The 17,382-nt window shown below is 66.7% G+C and carries 17 protein-coding genes; 1 reads left to right on the top strand and 16 read right to left on the bottom strand.

Annotated elements, in window-relative coordinates; genetic code table 11:
* Positions 1–62: 62 nt before the first annotated feature.
* Positions 63–1,232, bottom strand: coding sequence for a GGDEF domain-containing protein (locus ACERLL_RS15035; protein WP_373656921.1), 1,170 nt, complete (start codon positions 1,230–1,232; stop codon positions 63–65).
* Positions 1,233–1,404: 172 nt separating this feature from the next.
* Between ACERLL_RS15035 and ACERLL_RS15030 the strand changes: the two genes are divergently transcribed.
* The gene (locus ACERLL_RS15030) at positions 1,405–2,127 is read left to right on the top strand and encodes a DUF3108 domain-containing protein (protein ID WP_373656920.1); all 723 of its coding nucleotides are present in this window, start codon (positions 1,405–1,407) and stop codon (positions 2,125–2,127) included.
* A gap of 33 nt (positions 2,128–2,160) precedes the next feature.
* On the opposite strand, the gene aat is transcribed toward ACERLL_RS15030, so the two are convergent.
* From aat to ACERLL_RS14955, 15 genes are all read right to left on the bottom strand, one after another.
* Positions 2,161–2,892 carry a leucyl/phenylalanyl-tRNA--protein transferase gene (gene aat / locus ACERLL_RS15025; protein ID WP_373656919.1) on the bottom strand — a complete coding sequence of 244 codons (732 nt, stop codon included), beginning with the start codon at positions 2,890–2,892 and terminating at the stop codon, positions 2,161–2,163.
* Between the two features lie 87 nt (positions 2,893–2,979).
* Positions 2,980–5,250, bottom strand: a complete 2,271-nt coding sequence (clpA, locus tag ACERLL_RS15020) for an ATP-dependent Clp protease ATP-binding subunit ClpA (RefSeq protein ID WP_373656918.1) — start codon at positions 5,248–5,250, stop codon at positions 2,980–2,982.
* 6 nt (positions 5,251–5,256) lie between these two features.
* Positions 5,257–5,571 carry an ATP-dependent Clp protease adapter ClpS gene (gene clpS, locus ACERLL_RS15015; RefSeq protein WP_373656917.1) on the bottom strand — a complete coding sequence of 105 codons (315 nt, stop codon included), beginning with the start codon at positions 5,569–5,571 and terminating at the stop codon, positions 5,257–5,259.
* Between the two features lie 54 nt (positions 5,572–5,625).
* On the bottom strand, positions 5,626–6,432 hold the full coding sequence (gene rsmA / locus ACERLL_RS15010) for a 16S rRNA (adenine(1518)-N(6)/adenine(1519)-N(6))-dimethyltransferase RsmA (protein ID WP_373656916.1): 807 nt from the start codon (positions 6,430–6,432) through the stop codon (positions 5,626–5,628).
* Between the two features lie 191 nt (positions 6,433–6,623).
* On the bottom strand, positions 6,624–7,631 hold the full coding sequence (gene pdxA, locus ACERLL_RS15005; RefSeq protein WP_373656915.1) for a 4-hydroxythreonine-4-phosphate dehydrogenase PdxA: 1,008 nt from the start codon (positions 7,629–7,631) through the stop codon (positions 6,624–6,626).
* Complete coding sequence (locus tag ACERLL_RS15000) at positions 7,628–7,897, bottom strand: S4 domain-containing protein (protein ID WP_373656914.1); 270 nt, start codon at positions 7,895–7,897, stop codon at positions 7,628–7,630. Before ACERLL_RS15000 ends, pdxA begins: the two co-directional genes overlap by 4 nt.
* A 196-nt stretch (positions 7,898–8,093) precedes the next feature.
* Positions 8,094–9,398 (bottom strand): peptidylprolyl isomerase, encoded by a 1,305-nt coding sequence (locus ACERLL_RS14995; protein ID WP_373656913.1) that lies wholly within the window; start codon positions 9,396–9,398, stop codon positions 8,094–8,096.
* Between the two features lie 205 nt (positions 9,399–9,603).
* Positions 9,604–11,670 carry an LPS-assembly protein LptD gene (locus tag ACERLL_RS14990; protein ID WP_373656912.1) on the bottom strand — a complete coding sequence of 689 codons (2,067 nt, stop codon included), beginning with the start codon at positions 11,668–11,670 and terminating at the stop codon, positions 9,604–9,606.
* 240 nt (positions 11,671–11,910) lie between these two features.
* Positions 11,911–12,582 carry a hypothetical protein gene (locus ACERLL_RS14985; RefSeq protein WP_373656911.1) on the bottom strand — a complete coding sequence of 224 codons (672 nt, stop codon included), beginning with the start codon at positions 12,580–12,582 and terminating at the stop codon, positions 11,911–11,913.
* A gap of 100 nt (positions 12,583–12,682) precedes the next feature.
* The gene (gene lipA, locus ACERLL_RS14980) at positions 12,683–13,591 is read right to left on the bottom strand and encodes a lipoyl synthase (RefSeq protein WP_373657041.1); all 909 of its coding nucleotides are present in this window, start codon (positions 13,589–13,591) and stop codon (positions 12,683–12,685) included.
* A gap of 76 nt (positions 13,592–13,667) precedes the next feature.
* Entirely contained in the window at positions 13,668–14,357 is a 690-nt protein-coding gene (lipB, locus tag ACERLL_RS14975) for a lipoyl(octanoyl) transferase LipB (protein WP_373656910.1), read from the bottom strand.
* Positions 14,314–14,589 (bottom strand): YbeD family protein, encoded by a 276-nt coding sequence (locus ACERLL_RS14970; RefSeq protein WP_373656909.1) that lies wholly within the window; start codon positions 14,587–14,589, stop codon positions 14,314–14,316. Before ACERLL_RS14970 ends, lipB begins: the two co-directional genes overlap by 44 nt.
* A complete protein-coding gene (locus ACERLL_RS14965; RefSeq protein WP_373656908.1) occupies positions 14,586–15,470 on the bottom strand; it encodes a D-amino acid aminotransferase in 885 nt (294 codons plus the stop codon). The genes ACERLL_RS14970 and ACERLL_RS14965 overlap by 4 nt, the downstream gene beginning before the upstream one ends.
* A gap of 5 nt (positions 15,471–15,475) precedes the next feature.
* Complete coding sequence (locus ACERLL_RS14960) at positions 15,476–16,627, bottom strand: D-alanyl-D-alanine carboxypeptidase family protein (RefSeq protein WP_373656907.1); 1,152 nt, start codon at positions 16,625–16,627, stop codon at positions 15,476–15,478.
* Positions 16,628–16,687: 60 nt separating this feature from the next.
* On the bottom strand, positions 16,688–17,374 hold the full coding sequence (locus ACERLL_RS14955) for a septal ring lytic transglycosylase RlpA family protein (protein ID WP_373656906.1): 687 nt from the start codon (positions 17,372–17,374) through the stop codon (positions 16,688–16,690).
* Positions 17,375–17,382: the final 8 nt, after the last annotated feature.

Here is a 17,382-nt window from a genome sequence, read left to right as displayed (position 1 = left end):
TTCCGCAAATCCGTGAATGGTCTAGGCTAACCGTTCCCCGCGGGCGGGGAAAGCCTGCCGGCTCAAAGGGAGGCCGTTTCGAGCATGCTCCCCGGGGTGGCTTGGGAGACCACCCGGTCCCGGCCGCACTCCTTGGCCTCCAGCAGCGCCTCGTCGGCCCGTTTCAGTAAGTCCTCCAGGGAGTCTCCCGCGAGGCCCGTGCCCACCCCGATGCTGACCGTGTAGGTCAGCGGACCTTCCGGCGCCGGCGCCGGATCCCGGGCCACGGCGGCGCGTATCCGTTCGGCTAGGGCCGCCGCTCCCGCAGCATCCGAATCCGTGGCGAGTACCATGAACTCTTCGCCGCCGTAACGCCCGAGCAGGTCCTCGGTTCGCGTCTCCCGCTGCAGGATGCCTGCCAGGTGGCGCAGTACGGCGTCTCCAACCGGGTGGCCCTGCTGGTCATTGATGCGTTTGAACCGGTCGATGTCCAGGAGCAGCATGGAAACCGGCCGGTCGTGCCGGCGGGCGCGCGCAAGCTCCGCCCGCGCCTGCTGGAACAGGGCCCGCCGATTGAACATGCCGGTGAGGGGATCCCGGGTGGCTTGGCGGTATAGCCCCAGGAGCATGTGCAGCTGTGCCGATTGTGCCCACAGGGCGATTCCCGAGAGCAGCGCCATGAGCCACACGGTCCCCAGGAAGGGGAGGGTCATCCAGGTCTCGAAGAACCAGCCGGTGGTGAATACCGCCAGGTAGACCACCGCCATCATGACGGCGCTTTCGGCGAATGTCAGGGGAAACAGCGCCCCCCCGCCGATGAGGACAAAGGGCAGGAACGTATACCCTACCAGGGCACCCTGCATTTCCTCGGGACCCAGTATGATCCGGGAGCCCAGATAGAAGACGGCAGGAATCGCGATCAGGGCGAACAGGGCCCCCCGGGCCCGGCCCAGGCTGCGGCGTGGGGTGCCGAGGAAGGCCAGGAGCAGGAACAGGATGCCCGTGATGGCGCGCAGCCAGGTCATCTCCGTGAGATTTTGCGCGGGCAGCAGCCACATATCCACGGGCAGCCACAGGGGGGTGGCGATGCCGAACAGCAGTGCCAGCAGCTTGACGCGCACCAGCAGGTAATCCGAGCGGTAGAAGGTGAAATCGCGGGAGTGATGCCGGGTGGTCAGCAGGTCCTCCAGCCGAAAGTTCCGGATCAGATCGGGGATTCGGGAGGTGCGGTCTTGAACGGACGTATGGGGCATATAGGGTTCTTTCAACGGAGGGGGGATATTTTCCATGGGCGCGATCCCAGACCTGAGGCGCGGGGTAGGCGGGAAGCCGTGGCCAATCAACCATAAAATATATACGGTTTTTTCTCGACCCCTTTGCACAGCCGCCTTCCTGCTGGGTGCCATTGTCTATCCCGGTTGCGGGATGGTGGCCGACGAGTCCAATTACGGCTGGAACGGCCGCTTCGAGCGCCTGCACTTCAAGGTGGCCTGGACCGTGGTGCCCGCGGGGCGGGCCGTCATACAGGCCCGCCAGCCGGAGCCGGATCGGGCCCGGTTCAAGATCAAGGCCTGCACGAATCAGGCTCTGGACGTATTCCACAAGGTTCGGGACAAGATCCTGGCCCGTACGCGGCTCACGGGGGACGGACTGCGGGCCCATTCCTATCGGATCATTCGCCGGGAGGGCGATGACCGGGAAAAGAAGGCCCTCCGCTTCGGCGACGGTGGGCTCGTGCATACCAAGGACCTGCGCACCGGAAAGACCGACTATTTCCCGGTGGAGTCCGCTACCGTCGACGTGCTAACGGCCCTGTACGCCACCCGTAGGCGGGCCCTGGAGGACGGTCAGAAGATCCGCATTCCCGTGTTCGACGACGAGCAAAGCTATGACCTGGTGGTGGACGTGGTGGGCCGGGAGCGTCTGGATACGGTTTTCGGAGAGGACACGCCCACCGTCAAGGTGCGGCCCCGCCTCAAGACGGATGGGGTCTTCTCCCGGAAGGGCAAGCTCTGGGTCTGGTTCACCGACGACCGGCGTCATATCCCCGTGCGCATGGAGTCGGAGATCGCCATCGGCTCGGTAACCGCCCGTCTAACCGCACTGCACCGGGCGGCCGGTCAGGACAAGCCGGGGGCCTGTCGCTGAGCTTGCGCGGAAGCCGCTCCGCCCCGTGCCGTTTCAGGGCCGCGCGGAGGAAATCGGGGCCTTTCGCCGGGGCTCCGGCCAGGGCCCCGCGGGCTCCGGGCCTGCCAGGGCGCGGTCGAGCTCGGCGAGAAAGCGGGAGCGCGCCACCTCGCGGGCGCCGAATTGCGCCAGATGGTCGGAATAGACTTGGCAGTCGATGAGCCGGTAGCCGGCCTCCCCCAGGGCGCGAATGGTATGGACGAAGGCGACCTTGGAGGCGTCGCTGACCCGGGTGAACATGGATTCGCCGAAGAAGGCCCGCCCCAGCGCAACACCGTAGAGCCCCCCCACCAGCCGCCCTTCCGGGTCCCACGCCTCGGTCGAGTGGGCCAGCCCGTGGGCGTATAGCCGCTCGTAGGCCGCGATCATCTCCGGGCTCAGCCAGGTCCCCGCCGTCTCCGGGGTGGTTCCCCGCGGTTCCGCGCACCCTTGTAGTACCCCCGCGAAATCCTGGTCGAAGGTCAGGGTGAGTGGACTCCGGCGCATGGACTTGCGGAGGCTGCGACCCACGTGCAGCCATTCCGGGTAGAGCACGAGACGGGGATCGGGGCTCCACCAGAGGATCGGCTCGTATTCGTTGTACCAGGGAAAGATGCCCTGGCGGTAGGCCTGGAGGAGACGCGCTACGCCCAGGTCCCCCCCGATGGCCACGATGCCTTCGGGACTCGCCGCGTATTGGGGATCGGGGAAGGTTGGGAAGGGATCGTTGGCATCCAGGAGGTACACGGGTCCCTCCCTCTGGAAACAGGGGTTGCCGGACGGAAAAAAGGCGGGCCCGGAATTCCCGGACCCGCCCCAGTAACGTTGGCTGCCTTAAGCCTCGATCGGCTCGGTGGGCTCGTGCGTTTCGGGGAAGGAGAAGGTAAGCGTGTCCCCTTCCAGGCCGACGGTGACCTTGCCGCCGTTGGCCAGCTTGCCGAACAGCAGCTCGTCGGCCAGGGGCTTCTTGATCTGCTCCTGGATGACCCGGCCCATGGGGCGGGCACCCATGGAGGGATCGTAGCCCCGCTCGGCCAGCCAGTCGCGGGCCGCCTCGTCCACCTCGATCTCCACGCCCTGCTCGGACAGCTGCTGCTCGAGCTGGCTGACGAACTTGTCCACCACCTGGGCGATGACCTCGCGGGCGAGCGGCTGGAAGAACACCGTGGCGTCGAGCCGGTTGCGGAACTCCGGCGAGAAGGTGCGGTGGATGGCATCCGAGCCGGCGCTCTCGGTGGAGGACTCGATGAAGCCCACGGACTTCTTGCTCATGGCCTCGGCGCCCGCATTGGTGGTCATGATCAGCACCACGTTGCGGAAGTCCGCTTGGCGGCCGTTGTTATCGGTGAGCTTGCCGTAGTCCATGATCTGCAGCAGGACGTTGTACAGGTCCGGATGGGCCTTCTCGATCTCGTCGAGCAGCACCACGGAGTGCGGGTTGCGGTTCACCGCCTCGGTGAGCAGCCCGCCCTGGTCGAAGCCCACGTAGCCCGGAGGCGCGCCGATGAGCCGGGAGACGGTATGCGCCTCCATGTACTCGCTCATGTCGAAGCGGATCAGCTCCAGACCCATGGTGGCCGCGAGCTGGCGACTCACCTCGGTCTTGCCCACGCCGGTGGGACCGGCGAACAGGAAGGAGCCGATGGGCTTCTCGGGCTCGCGCAGCCCGGACCGGGAAAGCTTGATTGCCGTGGAGACCTGGCTGATGGCCTCGTCCTGGCCGAACACCGCCAGCTTGAGGTCGCGGTCCAGGTTCTTCAGGGCCTCGCGATCGTCCCGGGAGACGCTCTTGGAGGGGATCCGGGCCATCTTGGCAAGCACCTCCTCCACGTCCTTGGGACCCACGGTCTTGCGCTGCTTGGTCTTGGGCCGCAGCCGCATGGCCGCCCCCACCTCGTCGATAAGGTCGATGGCCTTGTCGGGGAGGTACCGGCCGTGCAGGTAGCGGTGCGACAGCTCGGCGGCCTCGTGCAGGGCCGGCTTGGTGTAGCGCACCTGGTGGTGCTTCTCGTACCGCCCCTTGAGTCCCTCCAGGATGGAGATGGTCTCGTCGACGGAGGGCTCCTCCACGTCGATCTTCTGGAAGCGTCGGGACAGGGCCCGGTCCTTCTCGAAGTAGTTGCGGTATTCCTCGTAGGTGGTGGAGCCGATGCACTTGAGCTCACCGGAGGCCAGTGCCGGCTTGAGCAGGTTGGAGGCATCCATGGTGCCCCCGCTCGCCGCGCCCGCGCCGATCACGGTGTGGATCTCGTCGATGAACAGGATGGCGTGAGGCTGCTTCTTGAGCGCCTTGAGCACCGCCTTGAGCCGCTCCTCGAAGTCGCCGCGGTACTTGGTGCCGGCCAGCAGGGCGCCGATGTCAAGGGCGTAGACCACCGCGTCCTCGAGCAGCACCGGCACCTCGCCCTCGGTGATCTTGAGGGCCAGGCCCTCGGCGATGGCGGTCTTGCCCACGCCGGGCTCGCCCACGAACAGCGGGTTGTTCTTGCGCCGGCGGCATAGGATCTGGCTGGTGCGGGCGATTTCCGATTCGCGGCCGATGACGGGGTCGATCTTGCCGGCGCTCGCCTTCTCGTTGAGGTTGGTGGCGAAGCGCTCCAGCGGGCTGCCGCCGCGGGACTTCTCGTCGCCCTCCTCGCTGCTCTGGCTCTCCTCGGACTCGGACTCGCTGCTCTTGGTCTTGGTAATGCCGTGGCTGATGTAGTTCACGGCGTCCATCCGCGTGAGCCCGGCCTGCTGCAGAAAATAGGCCGCGAAGCTGTCCTTTTCGGAGAAGATGGCTACCAGTACCCGGTTGCCGGTGACCTCGCGGAGGCCGGCGCTCTGGGCGTGGTGCACAGCGCGCTGAATCACCCGCTGGAAGCCGTTGGTGGGCCGGGTTTCCGCCGGATTGCCGCTCCCCGAGGGGACGGACTCATCCAGGAACTGGTCGAGCTTGCGCTCCAGTGCCGGGATCTCTACGGCACAGGCACGCAGAAGCTCCGCCGCGGAGGGGTTCTCCAGCAGCGCATACAGGAGATGCTCCACGGTCATTAGCTCGTGGCCGCGTTTGTGTGCCTCCTGGAAAGCTCGGTTGAGCGTAAATTCGAGCTCGTCGCTTATCATCGCAGCCTATTCCTTTTCCATCGTGCACTGGAGGGGATGCTCGTTACTGCGGGCGTAATCCACCACCTGATTCACTTTGGTCTCGGCGATGTCGTAGGGGTAAACCCCGCAGACACCCTTCCCGTGATGGTGCACCTGCAACATGATCCGGGTGGCCGTCTCGCGGTCCTTGCCGAAGAATCGTTGCAGCACTTCCACCACGAATTCCATCGGGGTGAAATCGTCATTGAGGAGGAGCACCTTGTAAAGGGAGGGTCGGCGGACCTCTACCTCTTCCTCGGGCTCGACCGGGTTATGGGTCAAGGGGTCCTCGGTGCTCATCGCTTAACTCCCTACCTGCATCAAGGAGCCCTTCGTTTGGACCATGGGGTCGGTTCAAGATTCCGCTGTCGCTTCCGGGCCACCCGCGCCGGCGGCCTGGTCGGCCAGGCGAATGAAGTCATCCACCGTCAGCATTTCCGCCCGTATATGGGGATCAATGGCCGCTGCTTCAAGGCAGGAGGGGTCGCACAGGCCGCGGAGCGCGTTACGCAGGGTCTTGCGCCGGGCCTGGAAGGCGCGAGCCACCACTTCCTCAAACCGGGCTCGATCCCGAGGGGCGTTCCCCGGCCGCAGGCGGAGGTGCACAACCGCCGATTCCACCTGCGGTACGGGATAGAATGCACCCGGTGGCACCCGAAATAAAGGGGTAACCGCGCAGTCCACCTGGGCCATGACGGAGAGGCGCCCGTAGGTTTTCGTTCCCGGCGCCGCCGCCAGACGGTCGACAACCTCCCTCTGCAGCATGAAGAACATGTCCCGGATGGCGTCCGGATGGGCCAGGAGGTGGAAAAGCAGCGGCGTGGATATGTTGTACGGGAGGTTGCCCGCCACGCGCAAGGGCCCGCCGCGCTCCGCCGCCAGGCCGGCGAAGTCGAAGTCCAGGGCGTCGGCCTCGTGGACATGGAGGCGCTCCGCTCCGGGGAGCCCTGCCAGGCCCGGGATGAGGTCCCGATCCAGCTCGATGGCGTCCAGGCGGTCCAGCTGCGCCAGCAGCAGCCGGGTGAGGGCGCCCTGGCCGGGGCCGATCTCCACCACGCGGTCGTCCGCGCCCGGGTCCAGGGCTGCGACTATCTTTCCGGCGATGTTCCCGTCATGCAGGAAATTCTGGCCGAAGCGCTTGCGGGGGCGGTGCTTTTGCATGCCAGGTCCGGGGCGAAAGGTCTTTGGCCGCCAAGGGCGCCAAGAAAAAACAAAAGGCACAAAGTCCGATCCAGGGGTAATGCGGGTCGGCGGTTGGAAGGCCTTTTGTGGAATTTCCTTATCGCCAGGATATCCGCGAAAAGGCCGTTTTGTCGTTCTTGGTGCCCTTGGCGCTTCGGTGTCTTGCCGTTTCAGACCGTGGCCCGGGCGCGGTTGGCCGCCAGGGTGCGCGCCAGGGCGATGGCCTCGCGGAAGCTGCCTCCGCCCGCGTTGCCGCTGGCCGCCAGATCGAAGGCCGTGCCGTGATCCACGGAGGTGCGGACGAAGGGCAGGCCCAGGGAGACGTTCACCGCGCCACCGAAGGCCTGCTGCTTCAGGGGCGCCAGGCCCTGGTCATGGTACATGCAGATCACCGTGTCAGCCTCGCGCAGGCAGCGCGGGGTGAAGGCGGTATCCCCGGGCACCGGACCCTCCACGTGCGCCCGGTCGCCGAGCTCCTGGCGGATGCGCTCCAGGGCCGGCTCGATGATCTGCTGTTCCTCATGGCCGAGGTGGCCTCCCTCGCCGGCGTGGGGGTTCAGCCCGGTGACCAGGATCCGCGGCTCCGGGATGGCGAAGTCCTCGATCAGCGCCTCCGCGGTGGTGCGCACCACCCGGATTACCTTGTCGCCCGTGATGGCGTCGGGAACGGCGCGCAGCGGAAGATGGGTGGTGACCAGGGCCACCCGCAGGTTGCCGCCGATGAGCATCATGACCGGATGCCCCGTGGCGCCGGCGCGCTCGGCCAGATACTCCGTGTGACCGGAGAAGGGCCGGGAAGTCCCGTCGCTGATCACGGCCTTGCTCAGGGGGCCGGTTACCAGGCCCATGCAGTGGCCCGCCAGGACGGCCTCCACCGCACGGTCCAGGGCCGCCAGAGTGGCGGCGGCATTGGCCCCGTCGGGCCGGCCCGCCTCTGCTGGCTGCGCGAGGGGGACTGGATACACCGGCAGGCCCGAGCTGGGTAGGGGCGCCCCGGGCGCCCATTCATGCAGGGTGACCATCACCCCCAGCTCCCTTGCCCGGCGGGCCAGCGCCTCGGGGTCGGCGAACGCCACGAGCCCGCCGGGCCAGGCGGCGTCGGCGGCGGTCTGCAGGACCAGGTCGGGCCCGATTCCGGCGGGCTCGCCGGGGGTTACAGCCAAAGGAAGGCTAGTCATGTCGCGGATTCCCCCTCTCCGGCGGAAAGAATGCGGATATACCGGTCCACCTCGTCCTTGCGGACCTGCTTGGGCGGCTCGTCGAGGACTTCCACCTCAACGTGCCGGTTGGCGAGGTCGATGACGAGGCGGTCACCGGCCTTGATCTCGTCGCCGGCCTTGGCGACGCGGCCGTTGCGCGTGATGCAGCCGGCCTCTGCGGCCTCCTTCGCCAGGGGACGGCGCTTGATCAGACGGGTGGTCTTGAGGAAGAGGTCTAGTCGCATAGGTGTTATTGAACCGCCAAGGACGCCGAGACCGCGAAGGAAAAGAAGACAAGAAATTAGGGTGTCCGCGGATTGTGCGGTCTGGTGCCCATGAAAACCGCATCATAGGCCGCATTCCCCACACTCGATAATGCTTTTGCCGTTTCCCTTTGCGTGCTTGGCTTTCCTGGCGGCGAGCCTTCTTCTCCGTTTCTGTTTAGTTGGCCGTTTTGGCCTGTTGTTCATCCAGCCGGATGTCTACGTAGGCCTGGGCCCGGAGCTGGCGGAGCCATTGGTCCGTGCGCTCACGGGTCTTGCGGGTGCGCAGGGCGTTGCGGGCCGATTTCTTGCTGTCCTCGGGGTCGATGGCCTTCTGGCGCTCCTCGACCACCTGGACGATATGGATGCCGAACTGGGTCTGGACGGGGCCGCCGTAGCTGCCCGGGTCCAGGGAGAACACGAGCTCCTCGAAGGGCTGCACCATCTCGCCGTGGCTGATCCAGCCGAGGGAGCCGCCCTGCTTGGCCGAGGGGCCGTCCGAGAACTGGCTGGCCAGCTCCGGGAACGATGCGGCGCCACTGCGGACCTGCCGAAGCAGCTCGTTGGCCAGGCTTCGCGCCTCGGATTCGCTGCGCCCGGAGTCGGTGCGCAGCAGGATATGGCGCGCCTTTACCTGGGTTTCCTGGGCGGATTTCATGGGACGGCGGTCGGTGACCTTGAAGATGTGGAAGCCGCTCGGAGTGCGGACCACCCGGGAGAGGTGACCGGGATCAACCGCCTCCAGCTCGGCCAGCACCGGCGCGGGCAGCTCGCCGGGCTTGAACCAGCCCAGCTCCCCGCCTTCCAGGGCGTTCTGTCCGTCCGACTCGGCGGCGGCCACCTTGCCGAACTGCTCGCCAGCGTTGATCCGCTCCAACAGCTTTTCGGTTTTGTTCTGCAGCCGGTCGGTCTTCTGCGGGGAGGCCTCTTCGGGCACCGTCACCAGGATGTGCTGGAGCTTGTACTCGTAGCTTCCCTCGCCGCCCTTGCCCTGTCTGGCCAGGTAGCTGCGCACCTCCTCCTTGGTGACATGCACCTTGGAGCGTACCGCTTGGTCCCGCAGCCGGCTGCGCAGGATCTGCTCCTTGATGCGCTCCCGGTATTCCCCGTAATCCACGCCGCGCTGGCGCAGTGCCTGGCGGAAGCGGGACGGGGACAGGTTGTTCTGGCCGGCGATCCGGGAAATGGCGTCATCCACTTCCTGGGGAGAGACCTGGAAGCCCCGCTCCCGGGCGCGCTGCAGCTGGATGCGGTCGATGATCATGCGGTCCAGTAGCTGGCGCCGCAGCACGTCGCGCGACGGCAGATTCTCGCGGCCCATGCGCTGGCGGAGCCGCTGAATGGACTGCTGCAGGGCTTGGTCCAGCTCCGTGGCGGTAATCACGTCGTCGTTGACCACCGCCACGATCCGGTCCACCAGCTGGGCGGCGGAGGCCGGCAGGGGAAGGGCGGACACCGTTCCCAGGAGGAGGATCAGGAGCAAGAATCTGGTACGCCGGGGGAGTCCGAAATGGGGGGGGGCTGAATTGGCTAACAACGGGTTTCGCTCCTGGACGTATTGCAGCGGGCTTTCGGCGAATCGGCGCTTTCGGCCATCGGCTCGGGTGTGAAAGGGGCATCGCTCCGGCCAGCCGGCGCGGCATGGTCCCGAACCCGCGGCGGAATCCTCGTGCTCCGCGAGGCGATCGCTAGAAATCATCCGGGTCGGTGCCGAACTCGAAGGCCCCAAGGGTCCGCAACCGGAAAGTCATGTAGATGGTGGTGTCATAGTTGCTCGGGCCGCCGCGGCGCAGGAGACGGTCCTGGTAGGCAAGCCGTATCCCCCAGCACCCTGCATGATAGTCCACCCCCAATTCCTGTACCAATGGTTCTTGGAAGCGCACGGAATACCGGTATCTACCGAAGGCGTCCCAGGCGGGCCCGAGATTCACCCGGGCGGAGGCCCGGTATTCCTCCGTCGAAGGAACCGAGGCGCCGTCCTCGAAGGAGGTGCGGAGCAGATAGCGAGCGCTGAACCGATGACCGGCCGGGTGCCTCGCTGTCAATTGAGACTGGAAATAGTCCAATTGGTTCAGGGCGAAGGCCGGACGCTCGGGATTGTACTCCAGTGCTCCATCCAGGGAGATTTCCGGGATGGGCTGGATCCCGATCTCGGCGAAGTAGTTGGAATAGCTCCGGGTCTCCGGCTCCACGTCGGGACTGATCGTGACCCGGCGGTCCCCGAAGTAGTGGATCTGTCCGAGCCGCAGCACGGCCGCCTCCCAGCGCTCCTGGTCCCATTTCGCGTCCAGGCTGTTGGTCAGCGCGGTGGTGAGCCGGTTGGCGTCGTTGATGCGGTCGATGCCCGAGAAGCGGTTCATCTCGAACAGGTCGCCGAACCGCAGCGCCGTATCCTTCGTGTCCAGGACCGGGAGGTCGTCCTGGTTCTCGTAGGGGATATAGAGGTAGAACAGCTCCGGCTCGATGGCGTGCCGCAGCGCCCAGCCCTCCTGCTGCCAGATGCGGTAGACCTGGCTGTCCGCCTTGAGGCTGAAATGGGGGAGGGTGCGGGTCAGATTGCGGGTCTCCGCGGATTCCGAGTCGGGCACCCGCCGATAGCCCGTGAAGTGGACCCCCGCCCTCGGCTCCAGGCTGCCGAACCGCGATTCCATCTGGTAGCTGAGCGTGGGGTCCACGAAGGTCCGGTGGTACTTCTCGCCTTCCTGTCGATAGAAATGGACGTATTCCCCGTCCAGCTCCAGGTAGCCGGGGCTTCGGGGGAAAAGCGGCTGGTCCCCCTCGAAGGTCAGGCGGGGCAGCTCCTGCAGGGTATCCGCAGCGTTGAAGTCCTGGAGGTTCTGCAGATAGGTGAAATCGGCGTTGGCGCGATAGCCCCCCCAGCTGCGGGATAGGGATAGCACCGAGGTCAGATAGCGGCTGGAGCCGCGCTCCAGGTTTTTCCCGAACAGGGAGATGTACTCGGGGTCGCTGACCCGCTCCGCATCCAGCAGGTAGTTGATCCGGCCGGGCAGGAGCCCCGCCTGCTCGGCCGTGAAGTAATAGCGGTCGTTCCCGGTCTCCTCGTCATCGGCGAGGTACTCCCCGTAGAACCGCGTCTCCACCCGCGGGCCGAGGTGCCGGATCTCGAGCTGGGGCATGAAGCCGTGGGCGGTCATGTTGCGGGCGCCGATGGTGGCGTCCAGCTGCGGGGCGATATTCCAGTAGAAGGGGACGGTGATGTCGGTTCCGCGCTCCCCGGAGAGCTCGATGGCGGGGAACAGGAAGCCGGTATGGCGCTCGTCGTCCGTGTAGTGGCCGAAATAGGGTGTATAGAAGACCGGCAGGCCCCAAACCTCGAAGCGGCTGTTCCAGTGATGGGCGAAGCTGGTTTCCTGGTTCACGTAGATGGTGCCGGACTGCAGGGCCCATGGGGGACTATCCGGGGAGCAGGCCGTGTACAGGGCGCTGTCCAGCCGGAATCGATCGGGGGCGTAGCGCTCCAGATGCTCCCCCAGAATCCAGGCGTCGCTGTCGAGCAGGTGCAGCCGGGGCGACTCGATCTCTCCGAGCTCGGTTTCCTGGTTGAGGCGGGCCGAGGGCGCGGTGGCCACGTACCCGTCCTCCTCGAGGCGGATGCCGCCGGCCAGCTCGATCCAGCCGCTGTCCTGTTGATAGGTGATCCGCTCGGCGGCCATGCGGGCACCGGCCCGGCGCGCCTGGACGTCGCCGCAGGCATCCACTTGGTCCCCACGCAAAAAAATACGATCCGCTTCCATGGTGACGGACTCCCGGGAAGCCTCCTGGGCCAGGGCCTGTCCGGGAAGGACCGACAAGGAGAGGAGAGCCAAAAGAAACCGGTGCGGAGACCTCTTCATCGGAGCTCGCAGAGGGGGGAAGGGATCGGGAGGGGGCATTCCGCCTCCCGGGCTGTTCGGCCTGCCCGAGGATTGCACAAAGAACCGCCCCCGGGAAGGCCCGGGGGCGGTCGTTACCGGGTCGCGACCCGTGAAGCGGGACTATTCTCCCTGCTTGGCCGGGCCGGAGCCCATGCCCTGTCCGGAGCCCATGCCTGTGCCTTGTCCGGAGAAGCGGTCGGAAAGGATCTGCTGGAATTCCTTGCGTGCCTGCTGCAGGTCCTGGAGCAGCTGATCCACCTTGGGCTCTTCTTCCTTCATGGCCGTCATGAGGTTATCGCGGAATTCCTTGCGCGCTTCCTGGACCTCGGGGTCCTTCATGGCGGCTTTCTGCGCCTTCTGGAAGCCCTGCGCCTTCTTCTGGAACTCCTGCATGAGCTGCTGGCGCTCACCCTGGGGCATATCCTTGTTGCCGCTCAGCTTCTTACGGATCTCCTTCATCCGATCGAGATCCTTGTCCGGGGTGGTGCCCTTGGCCTGCATCTTCTCCTTGAGCAGGCCCTTGAGGTCCTGCCGCTGCTCCTGCAGCTCGGGATTGTTCTGGAGGGCCTGCTGCTGGATCTTGCCGATCCGTTGGCGCAGCTCCTGGACCCGCTGCTGGGCCTGACGGATTTCCTTTTTCAGCTCTTCGTTCATGCCGGACCCGCCGGCGCCGCCACCGGATTGCCCCGTCTGGGCGGCGGCGGAGCCCACGAACAGGGCGCCGGTCAACAGCACAATCAGCACCGCCCGGAGGCTAGTTCGATGAGCAGGCACGGACTTAGGGTTTTTCATGAACCTTTCCTTCGCGCGATTCGGCCCGCGGGCGGGCTGGCCCCCGTTGGGCGGTTAAATAGATAAAAACTTTAGCCTATCAGCCGGCGACCGCTGCCTGTCAATCTGGAATCGGCGAGGGGCGCGGGGGAATATAATCCCCGGCGTGGTAGGAGGATCGGACCAGGGGTCCGGCGTTGACGCTGAGAAAGCCCAGGCCCAGGGCTTCTTCCTTCAACTGGGCGAAAGTATCGGGATGGATGTAGGCCCGCACCGGATGGTGGTGGCCGCTCGGCGCCAGGTACTGCCCCAGGGTGAGGATATCCACGCCGTGGGCGCGCAGATCGGCCATGACGCGGCGCACCTGGTCGAGCTCCTCGCCGAGGCCCAGCATGAGCCCGGATTTGGTGGGTACGTCGGGAACCACGTCGCGGAAGCGGCGAAGCAGGCGCAGGGAGCGCTGATAGTCGGCGCTGGGCCGCACCGTATAATACAGCTCCGGGACCGTTTCCACGTTGTGGTTGAAGACGTTGGGCGGGTGGTCGGCCAGGCGGGTGAGAGCCTCCTCCTCGCAGCCCCGGAAGTCGGGGGTGAGGATCTCGACGCCGGTATCCGGGCACTGCTCCCGCAGCAGGCGGATGACCTCGGCGAACTGGCCGGCGCCGCCGTCGGTCAGATCGTCGCGATCCACCGAGGTGATCACGGCGAACTCCAGTCCCATGTCCGCCACCGCGGAGGCCAGGTGGGCCGGCTCCAGCGGGTCCGGCGGCGCCGGGCGGCCGGTGGCCACGTCGCAGAAGGAGCAGCGCCGGGTACAGACCTCGCCCAGGATCATGAAGGTGGCGGTTCCGCCCCCGAAGCATTCACCGAGGTTCGGGCAGGAGGCCTCCTCGCAGACCGTATGCAGCTCGTGGCTGCGGAGGATCTGCTTGATCTCGTGCACGCGCGGGTCGGAAGGGGAGCGCACCCGGAGCCATCCGGGCTTGCGCCCCAGGTCCGGCTGGTCCCGATCGAAGCGCGCCTTGCGCATCTTGTATTCGCCCTTGCCGGGATGAGGCTGGCGGACCTCCTCCTCTTCGCGGGCGGCTGCGGGATCCCGGCGGGTATCAGCCATGAAGGGGCTCCTGGGAAAGACGGAAAGTGTGCTGCAACGCCGCCGTGAAGGCCTGCCGGGCGGCGTCGGCGTCCAGATCGGGTACATGATCGGCCAGCCGGGTGACGGCCATTCCGGCGTAGCCGCACGGATTGATCATAGCGAAGGGGCCGAGGTCATTGGTCAGGTTCAGGCTCACGCCGTGATAGGTGCAGCCGCCCCGCACCCGGAGCCCGATGGAGGCGATCTTGGGCTGACCGGGCCGGTCCAGGTAGATGCCCGGGGCGCCTTCCCGGCGTGTGCCCGCCAGCCCGAACCCGGCGAGGAAATCGATCACCGCCTGCTCCAGGGCCGCCACGTAAGTGCGGATTCCCCAGCCGCGGCGGCGAAGGTCCAGAAGGGGATAGGCCACGCACTGCCCCGGCCCGTGGTAGGTGACCTGGCCGCCGCGGTCGGTTTCCACCACCGGAATGCCGGTGACGTGGAGCAGGTGCTCCGGCTTCCCGTTGCGTCCCTGGGTGAACACCGGGGGATGCTCGACGAGCCACAGCTCGTCGGGCGTCGCCGCATCCCGCTCGGCGGTGAAGGCCTGCATGGCCGCCCAGACGGACGAGTAGTCCCGCAGACCGAGCTCGTGGACCCGGGGGCTGCCTTCGGTCTCAGAGGGCGGCGAGGACGTCGGGATCGGACTGGAGATCGGCATAGATGGCATCCAGCTGCTCCCGGCTCTCGGCCTCGAAGGCGCAGGAAACGCTGATGTACCGGCCATTGCGGCTCTCGCGGGTGTGCAGCGCGTGCTCGTTTAGGGGCGTGTGCTGCTCCACCAGCATTCGTACGCGCTCCGGGAATCCGTTCTGGTTCGGTCCGAAGGCCTTGACCGTATAGGGAATGGGATATTCTACCCTGGCATCCCCCAGGGGGCATTGGTCGCTCATGGCTGTTCCTCCTCGGCGCGGGCGCGCAGCTCCCCGATCCGGGCTCGATAGGCGTCGAGCACGGACCGGAACAGGGGACCGGGGCGGCCGTCGCCCACGGGCTCGCCGTCCAGGCGGGTTACCGGCAGCACTTCCTTGGTACTGGAAGTGAGCCAGATCTCCTCCGCGCGGGCCAGGTCGGAGGCGGCGATGGATCCAGTGCTCACGGGAAGGCCCCGCTCCTCGGCGAGCTCCAGGACCACGTCGCGGGTGATGCCGGGGAGGACCCGGGGGCCATCGGGCGGGGTGACCGCCTGGCCGCCGTACACGGCGAAAACGTTGGAGGCCGCTCCCTCCTGCACCGCCCCCTCGTGGACCCAGAGGGCCTCGTAGGCGCCCGCGTCGGCCGCCTTCTGGCGCATCATGACGTTGGGCAGCAGGGCGATGGATTTGATGTCGCAGCGCGCCCAACGGATGTCCTCGGCGGTGATGACCGAGACCCCGTCCTGCACCCACTCCGCGGGAACGGGGGGCACCGGGGAGCAAGTCATCACCACGGTAGGATGGACCTCCCGCGGAAAGGGATGGTTCCGCGGCGCCTCCCCGCGGGTCACCTGGAGGTAGACCTGCTGGCAGTCGCTGCCGCCGTTGCGGGTGATGAGCTCCCGTATCCGTTCCCCCAGGGCTTCCCGGTCCATGGGGGGGGACATGCGGATTTCGTTCAGGGATCGCTCGAGGCGGCGCAGATGGGCGTCCAGCCGGAACGGCCTGCCACCGTACACCGGGATCACTTCGTAGACCCCGTCGGCGAACTGGAAGCCGCGGTCCAGAATGGAGACCCGGGCCTCCCCGAGGGGCAGGAACGCCCCATTGACATAGGCGATGGACGTGGAATCGGGCAAAGCGCTTACTCCGTGAGCCAGACCCGGAAGGAGTCGATGAGCCGCCCGAAGAATCCTCCCTCCGGGATCTCCTGCAGGGTGGTCAGGGGGCGCGTGGTTACGGTGCGGTCCTCCAGCTTGGCCACTAGCTGCCCCACCTCCGTGCCCTCGGGCACCGGCGCCATTAGGGGGCCGCCGAAGTTCAGGGTGACCTCCAGACGGTCCCGCTGCCCGCGCGGCAGGGTGAGGTAGAGGTCCTTCGGCAGGCTGACCCCCACGTGATCCGCGGCGCCCTTCCAGACCCGGACTTCGTGCAAGGACTCGCCGGCATTGTACAGCTTATAGGTGCGGTAGAACCGGAAGCCGTAATTCAGCAGGGTCTGGGATTCCTCCGCCCGCGCCCGCTCGCTGCCGGTGCCCATCACCACCGATATCAGCCGCATGCCCTCCCGCTTGGCGGAGGCCACCAGCGCGTAGCCGGCGTCCTCGGTGTGCCCGGTCTTCATGCCGTCCACCGAGTCGTCCCACCACATGAGGCGGTTGCGGTTGTACTGGGTGATCTCGTTGTAGGTCATCTTGCGGATGGAGAACAGGTCGTAGTGTCCGGAGAATTCCCGGATCAGGGCCGCGGCCAGGTGGGCCATGTCGCGGGCCGTGGTCTTCATCCCCTCCGCCGGCAGACCGGTGGCGTTGGCGAACTGGGTGTTCTCCATGCCCAGCTCCCGGCCATGCATATTCATGAGCTGGACGAATGCTTCCTCCGAGCCGGCTACATGCTCCGCGAGGGCCACGCACGCATCGTTGCCGCTCTCCACGATGATCCCCTTGAGGATCCGCTTCAGCGGCACCTCGTCGCCTACCTCGAGGAACATGCGGGAGCCCTTGGTGCGCCAGGCCTTTTCGCTGACCCGGACCGTGTCGTCGAGGGCGACGCTGCCTTCCTCCAGCGCCGTGAAGGCGGTGTAGAGGGTCATGAGCTTGGCGAGGCTCGCCGGCGGCCAGGGCTTGTCCCCCTCCTGGTCGGCCAGCACCCGGCCGGAATGGTAATCCATCAGGAAGGCGGAATGGCCATCCACCTCCGGAGGGCTGGGAACCGGGGCGCCGGAGACCGGCGCCGCCAGGAGGAGGGCAAGAAGCAGGATCATGGGCCGGAGGAGGAGGAATGGAGGATTCTTCATGCGCACGTTGCGTCCCGTCCTGGTGCAGGTATCCGACGAGTGGAGGAGGCGAGGCGCCGCCTATTCATGAACCAGCTGTCCGGTGGGAAATCCCGCGCTCCGGAGCTCCTGGGCCAGCTGGTCGGCGCGGGCCACCCCGGACAAGGGCCCCATGCGGACCCGGAAGATCCGGCTGCCCTCGCTGTGCCCCGTGGTGATGACCACCCGGTCCAGGTCCAGGTCGCGCAGGCGCTGCTTGAGCTGGGAGGCGTTCTGCTCCTTCCGGAAGGCTCCCACCTGCAGGTAGAGGTCCCGGGCGCCGGGCTTCGCTGAAGGCCGGTCCTGGCGTTTCGCCTGTCCGGAAACGTCGGGGCCCCGCAGGGCCTCGATCCGGACACGCGCCAGGCCCTTTTCGTCCATGCCCAGACGCTGGGCCGCGCCGTAGGAGAGGTCGATGATCCGCTCGTGCGTATCCACGAAGGGACCGCGGTCGTTGATCCGGACCTGTGTGGAGCGGCCGTTCTCCAGATTGGTGACCCGGGCGATAGTGGGCAGCGGAAGCCTGCGGTGAGCCGCCGTGGGGAGGTGCATGTTGAAGACCTCGCCGTTGGCGGTAGGGCGTCCGTGGAATTTGCTGCCGTACCAGGACGCCAGGCCCACCTCGTTGTATCCCCGGGCGGTCTTGAGCGGGTGGTACCAAGTGCCGCCCACCTTGTAGGGCGTCGTCTTGTGGCTGCCGCTTCGGTCGGCGGGGACGCCGGCGTCCATGTCCGGAC

This window comes from Thiohalorhabdus sp. Cl-TMA (assembly GCF_041821045.1).
GTDB lineage: Bacteria > Pseudomonadota > Gammaproteobacteria > Thiohalorhabdales > Thiohalorhabdaceae > Thiohalorhabdus > Thiohalorhabdus methylotropha.
The sequence above is the reverse complement of the archived record's forward strand: the minus strand, read 5'-3'. Positions and strand labels throughout refer to the sequence as shown.

Bases quoted from the DNA above. Each gene is read 5' to 3' on its own strand.
- ACERLL_RS15035 (WP_373656921.1), bottom strand. From the start codon at position 1,232: ATGCCCCATACGTCCGTTCAAGACCGCACCTCCCGAATCCCCGATCTG.
- ACERLL_RS15030 (WP_373656920.1), top strand. From the start codon at position 1,405: ATGGTGGCCGACGAGTCCAATTACGGCTGGAACGGCCGCTTCGAGCGC.
- clpA (WP_373656918.1), bottom strand. From the start codon at position 5,250: ATGATAAGCGACGAGCTCGAATTTACGCTCAACCGAGCTTTCCAGGAG.
- clpS (WP_373656917.1), bottom strand. From the start codon at position 5,571: ATGAGCACCGAGGACCCCTTGACCCATAACCCGGTCGAGCCCGAGGAA.
- rsmA (WP_373656916.1), bottom strand. From the start codon at position 6,432: ATGCAAAAGCACCGCCCCCGCAAGCGCTTCGGCCAGAATTTCCTGCAT.
- pdxA (WP_373656915.1), bottom strand. From the start codon at position 7,631: ATGACTAGCCTTCCTTTGGCTGTAACCCCCGGCGAGCCCGCCGGAATC.
- ACERLL_RS15000 (WP_373656914.1), bottom strand. From the start codon at position 7,897: ATGCGACTAGACCTCTTCCTCAAGACCACCCGTCTGATCAAGCGCCGT.
- ACERLL_RS14990 (WP_373656912.1), bottom strand. From the start codon at position 11,670: ATGGAAGCGGATCGTATTTTTTTGCGTGGGGACCAAGTGGATGCCTGC.
- ACERLL_RS14985 (WP_373656911.1), bottom strand. From the start codon at position 12,582: ATGAAAAACCCTAAGTCCGTGCCTGCTCATCGAACTAGCCTCCGGGCG.
- lipA (WP_373657041.1), bottom strand. From the start codon at position 13,591: ATGCGCAAGGCGCGCTTCGATCGGGACCAGCCGGACCTGGGGCGCAAG.
- lipB (WP_373656910.1), bottom strand. From the start codon at position 14,357: ATGCCGATCTCCAGTCCGATCCCGACGTCCTCGCCGCCCTCTGAGACC.
- ACERLL_RS14970 (WP_373656909.1), bottom strand. From the start codon at position 14,589: ATGAGCGACCAATGCCCCCTGGGGGATGCCAGGGTAGAATATCCCATT.
- ACERLL_RS14960 (WP_373656907.1), bottom strand. From the start codon at position 16,627: ATGAAGAATCCTCCATTCCTCCTCCTCCGGCCCATGATCCTGCTTCTT.
- ACERLL_RS14955 (WP_373656906.1), bottom strand. From the start codon at position 17,374: ATGGACGCCGGCGTCCCCGCCGACCGAAGCGGCAGCCACAAGACGACG.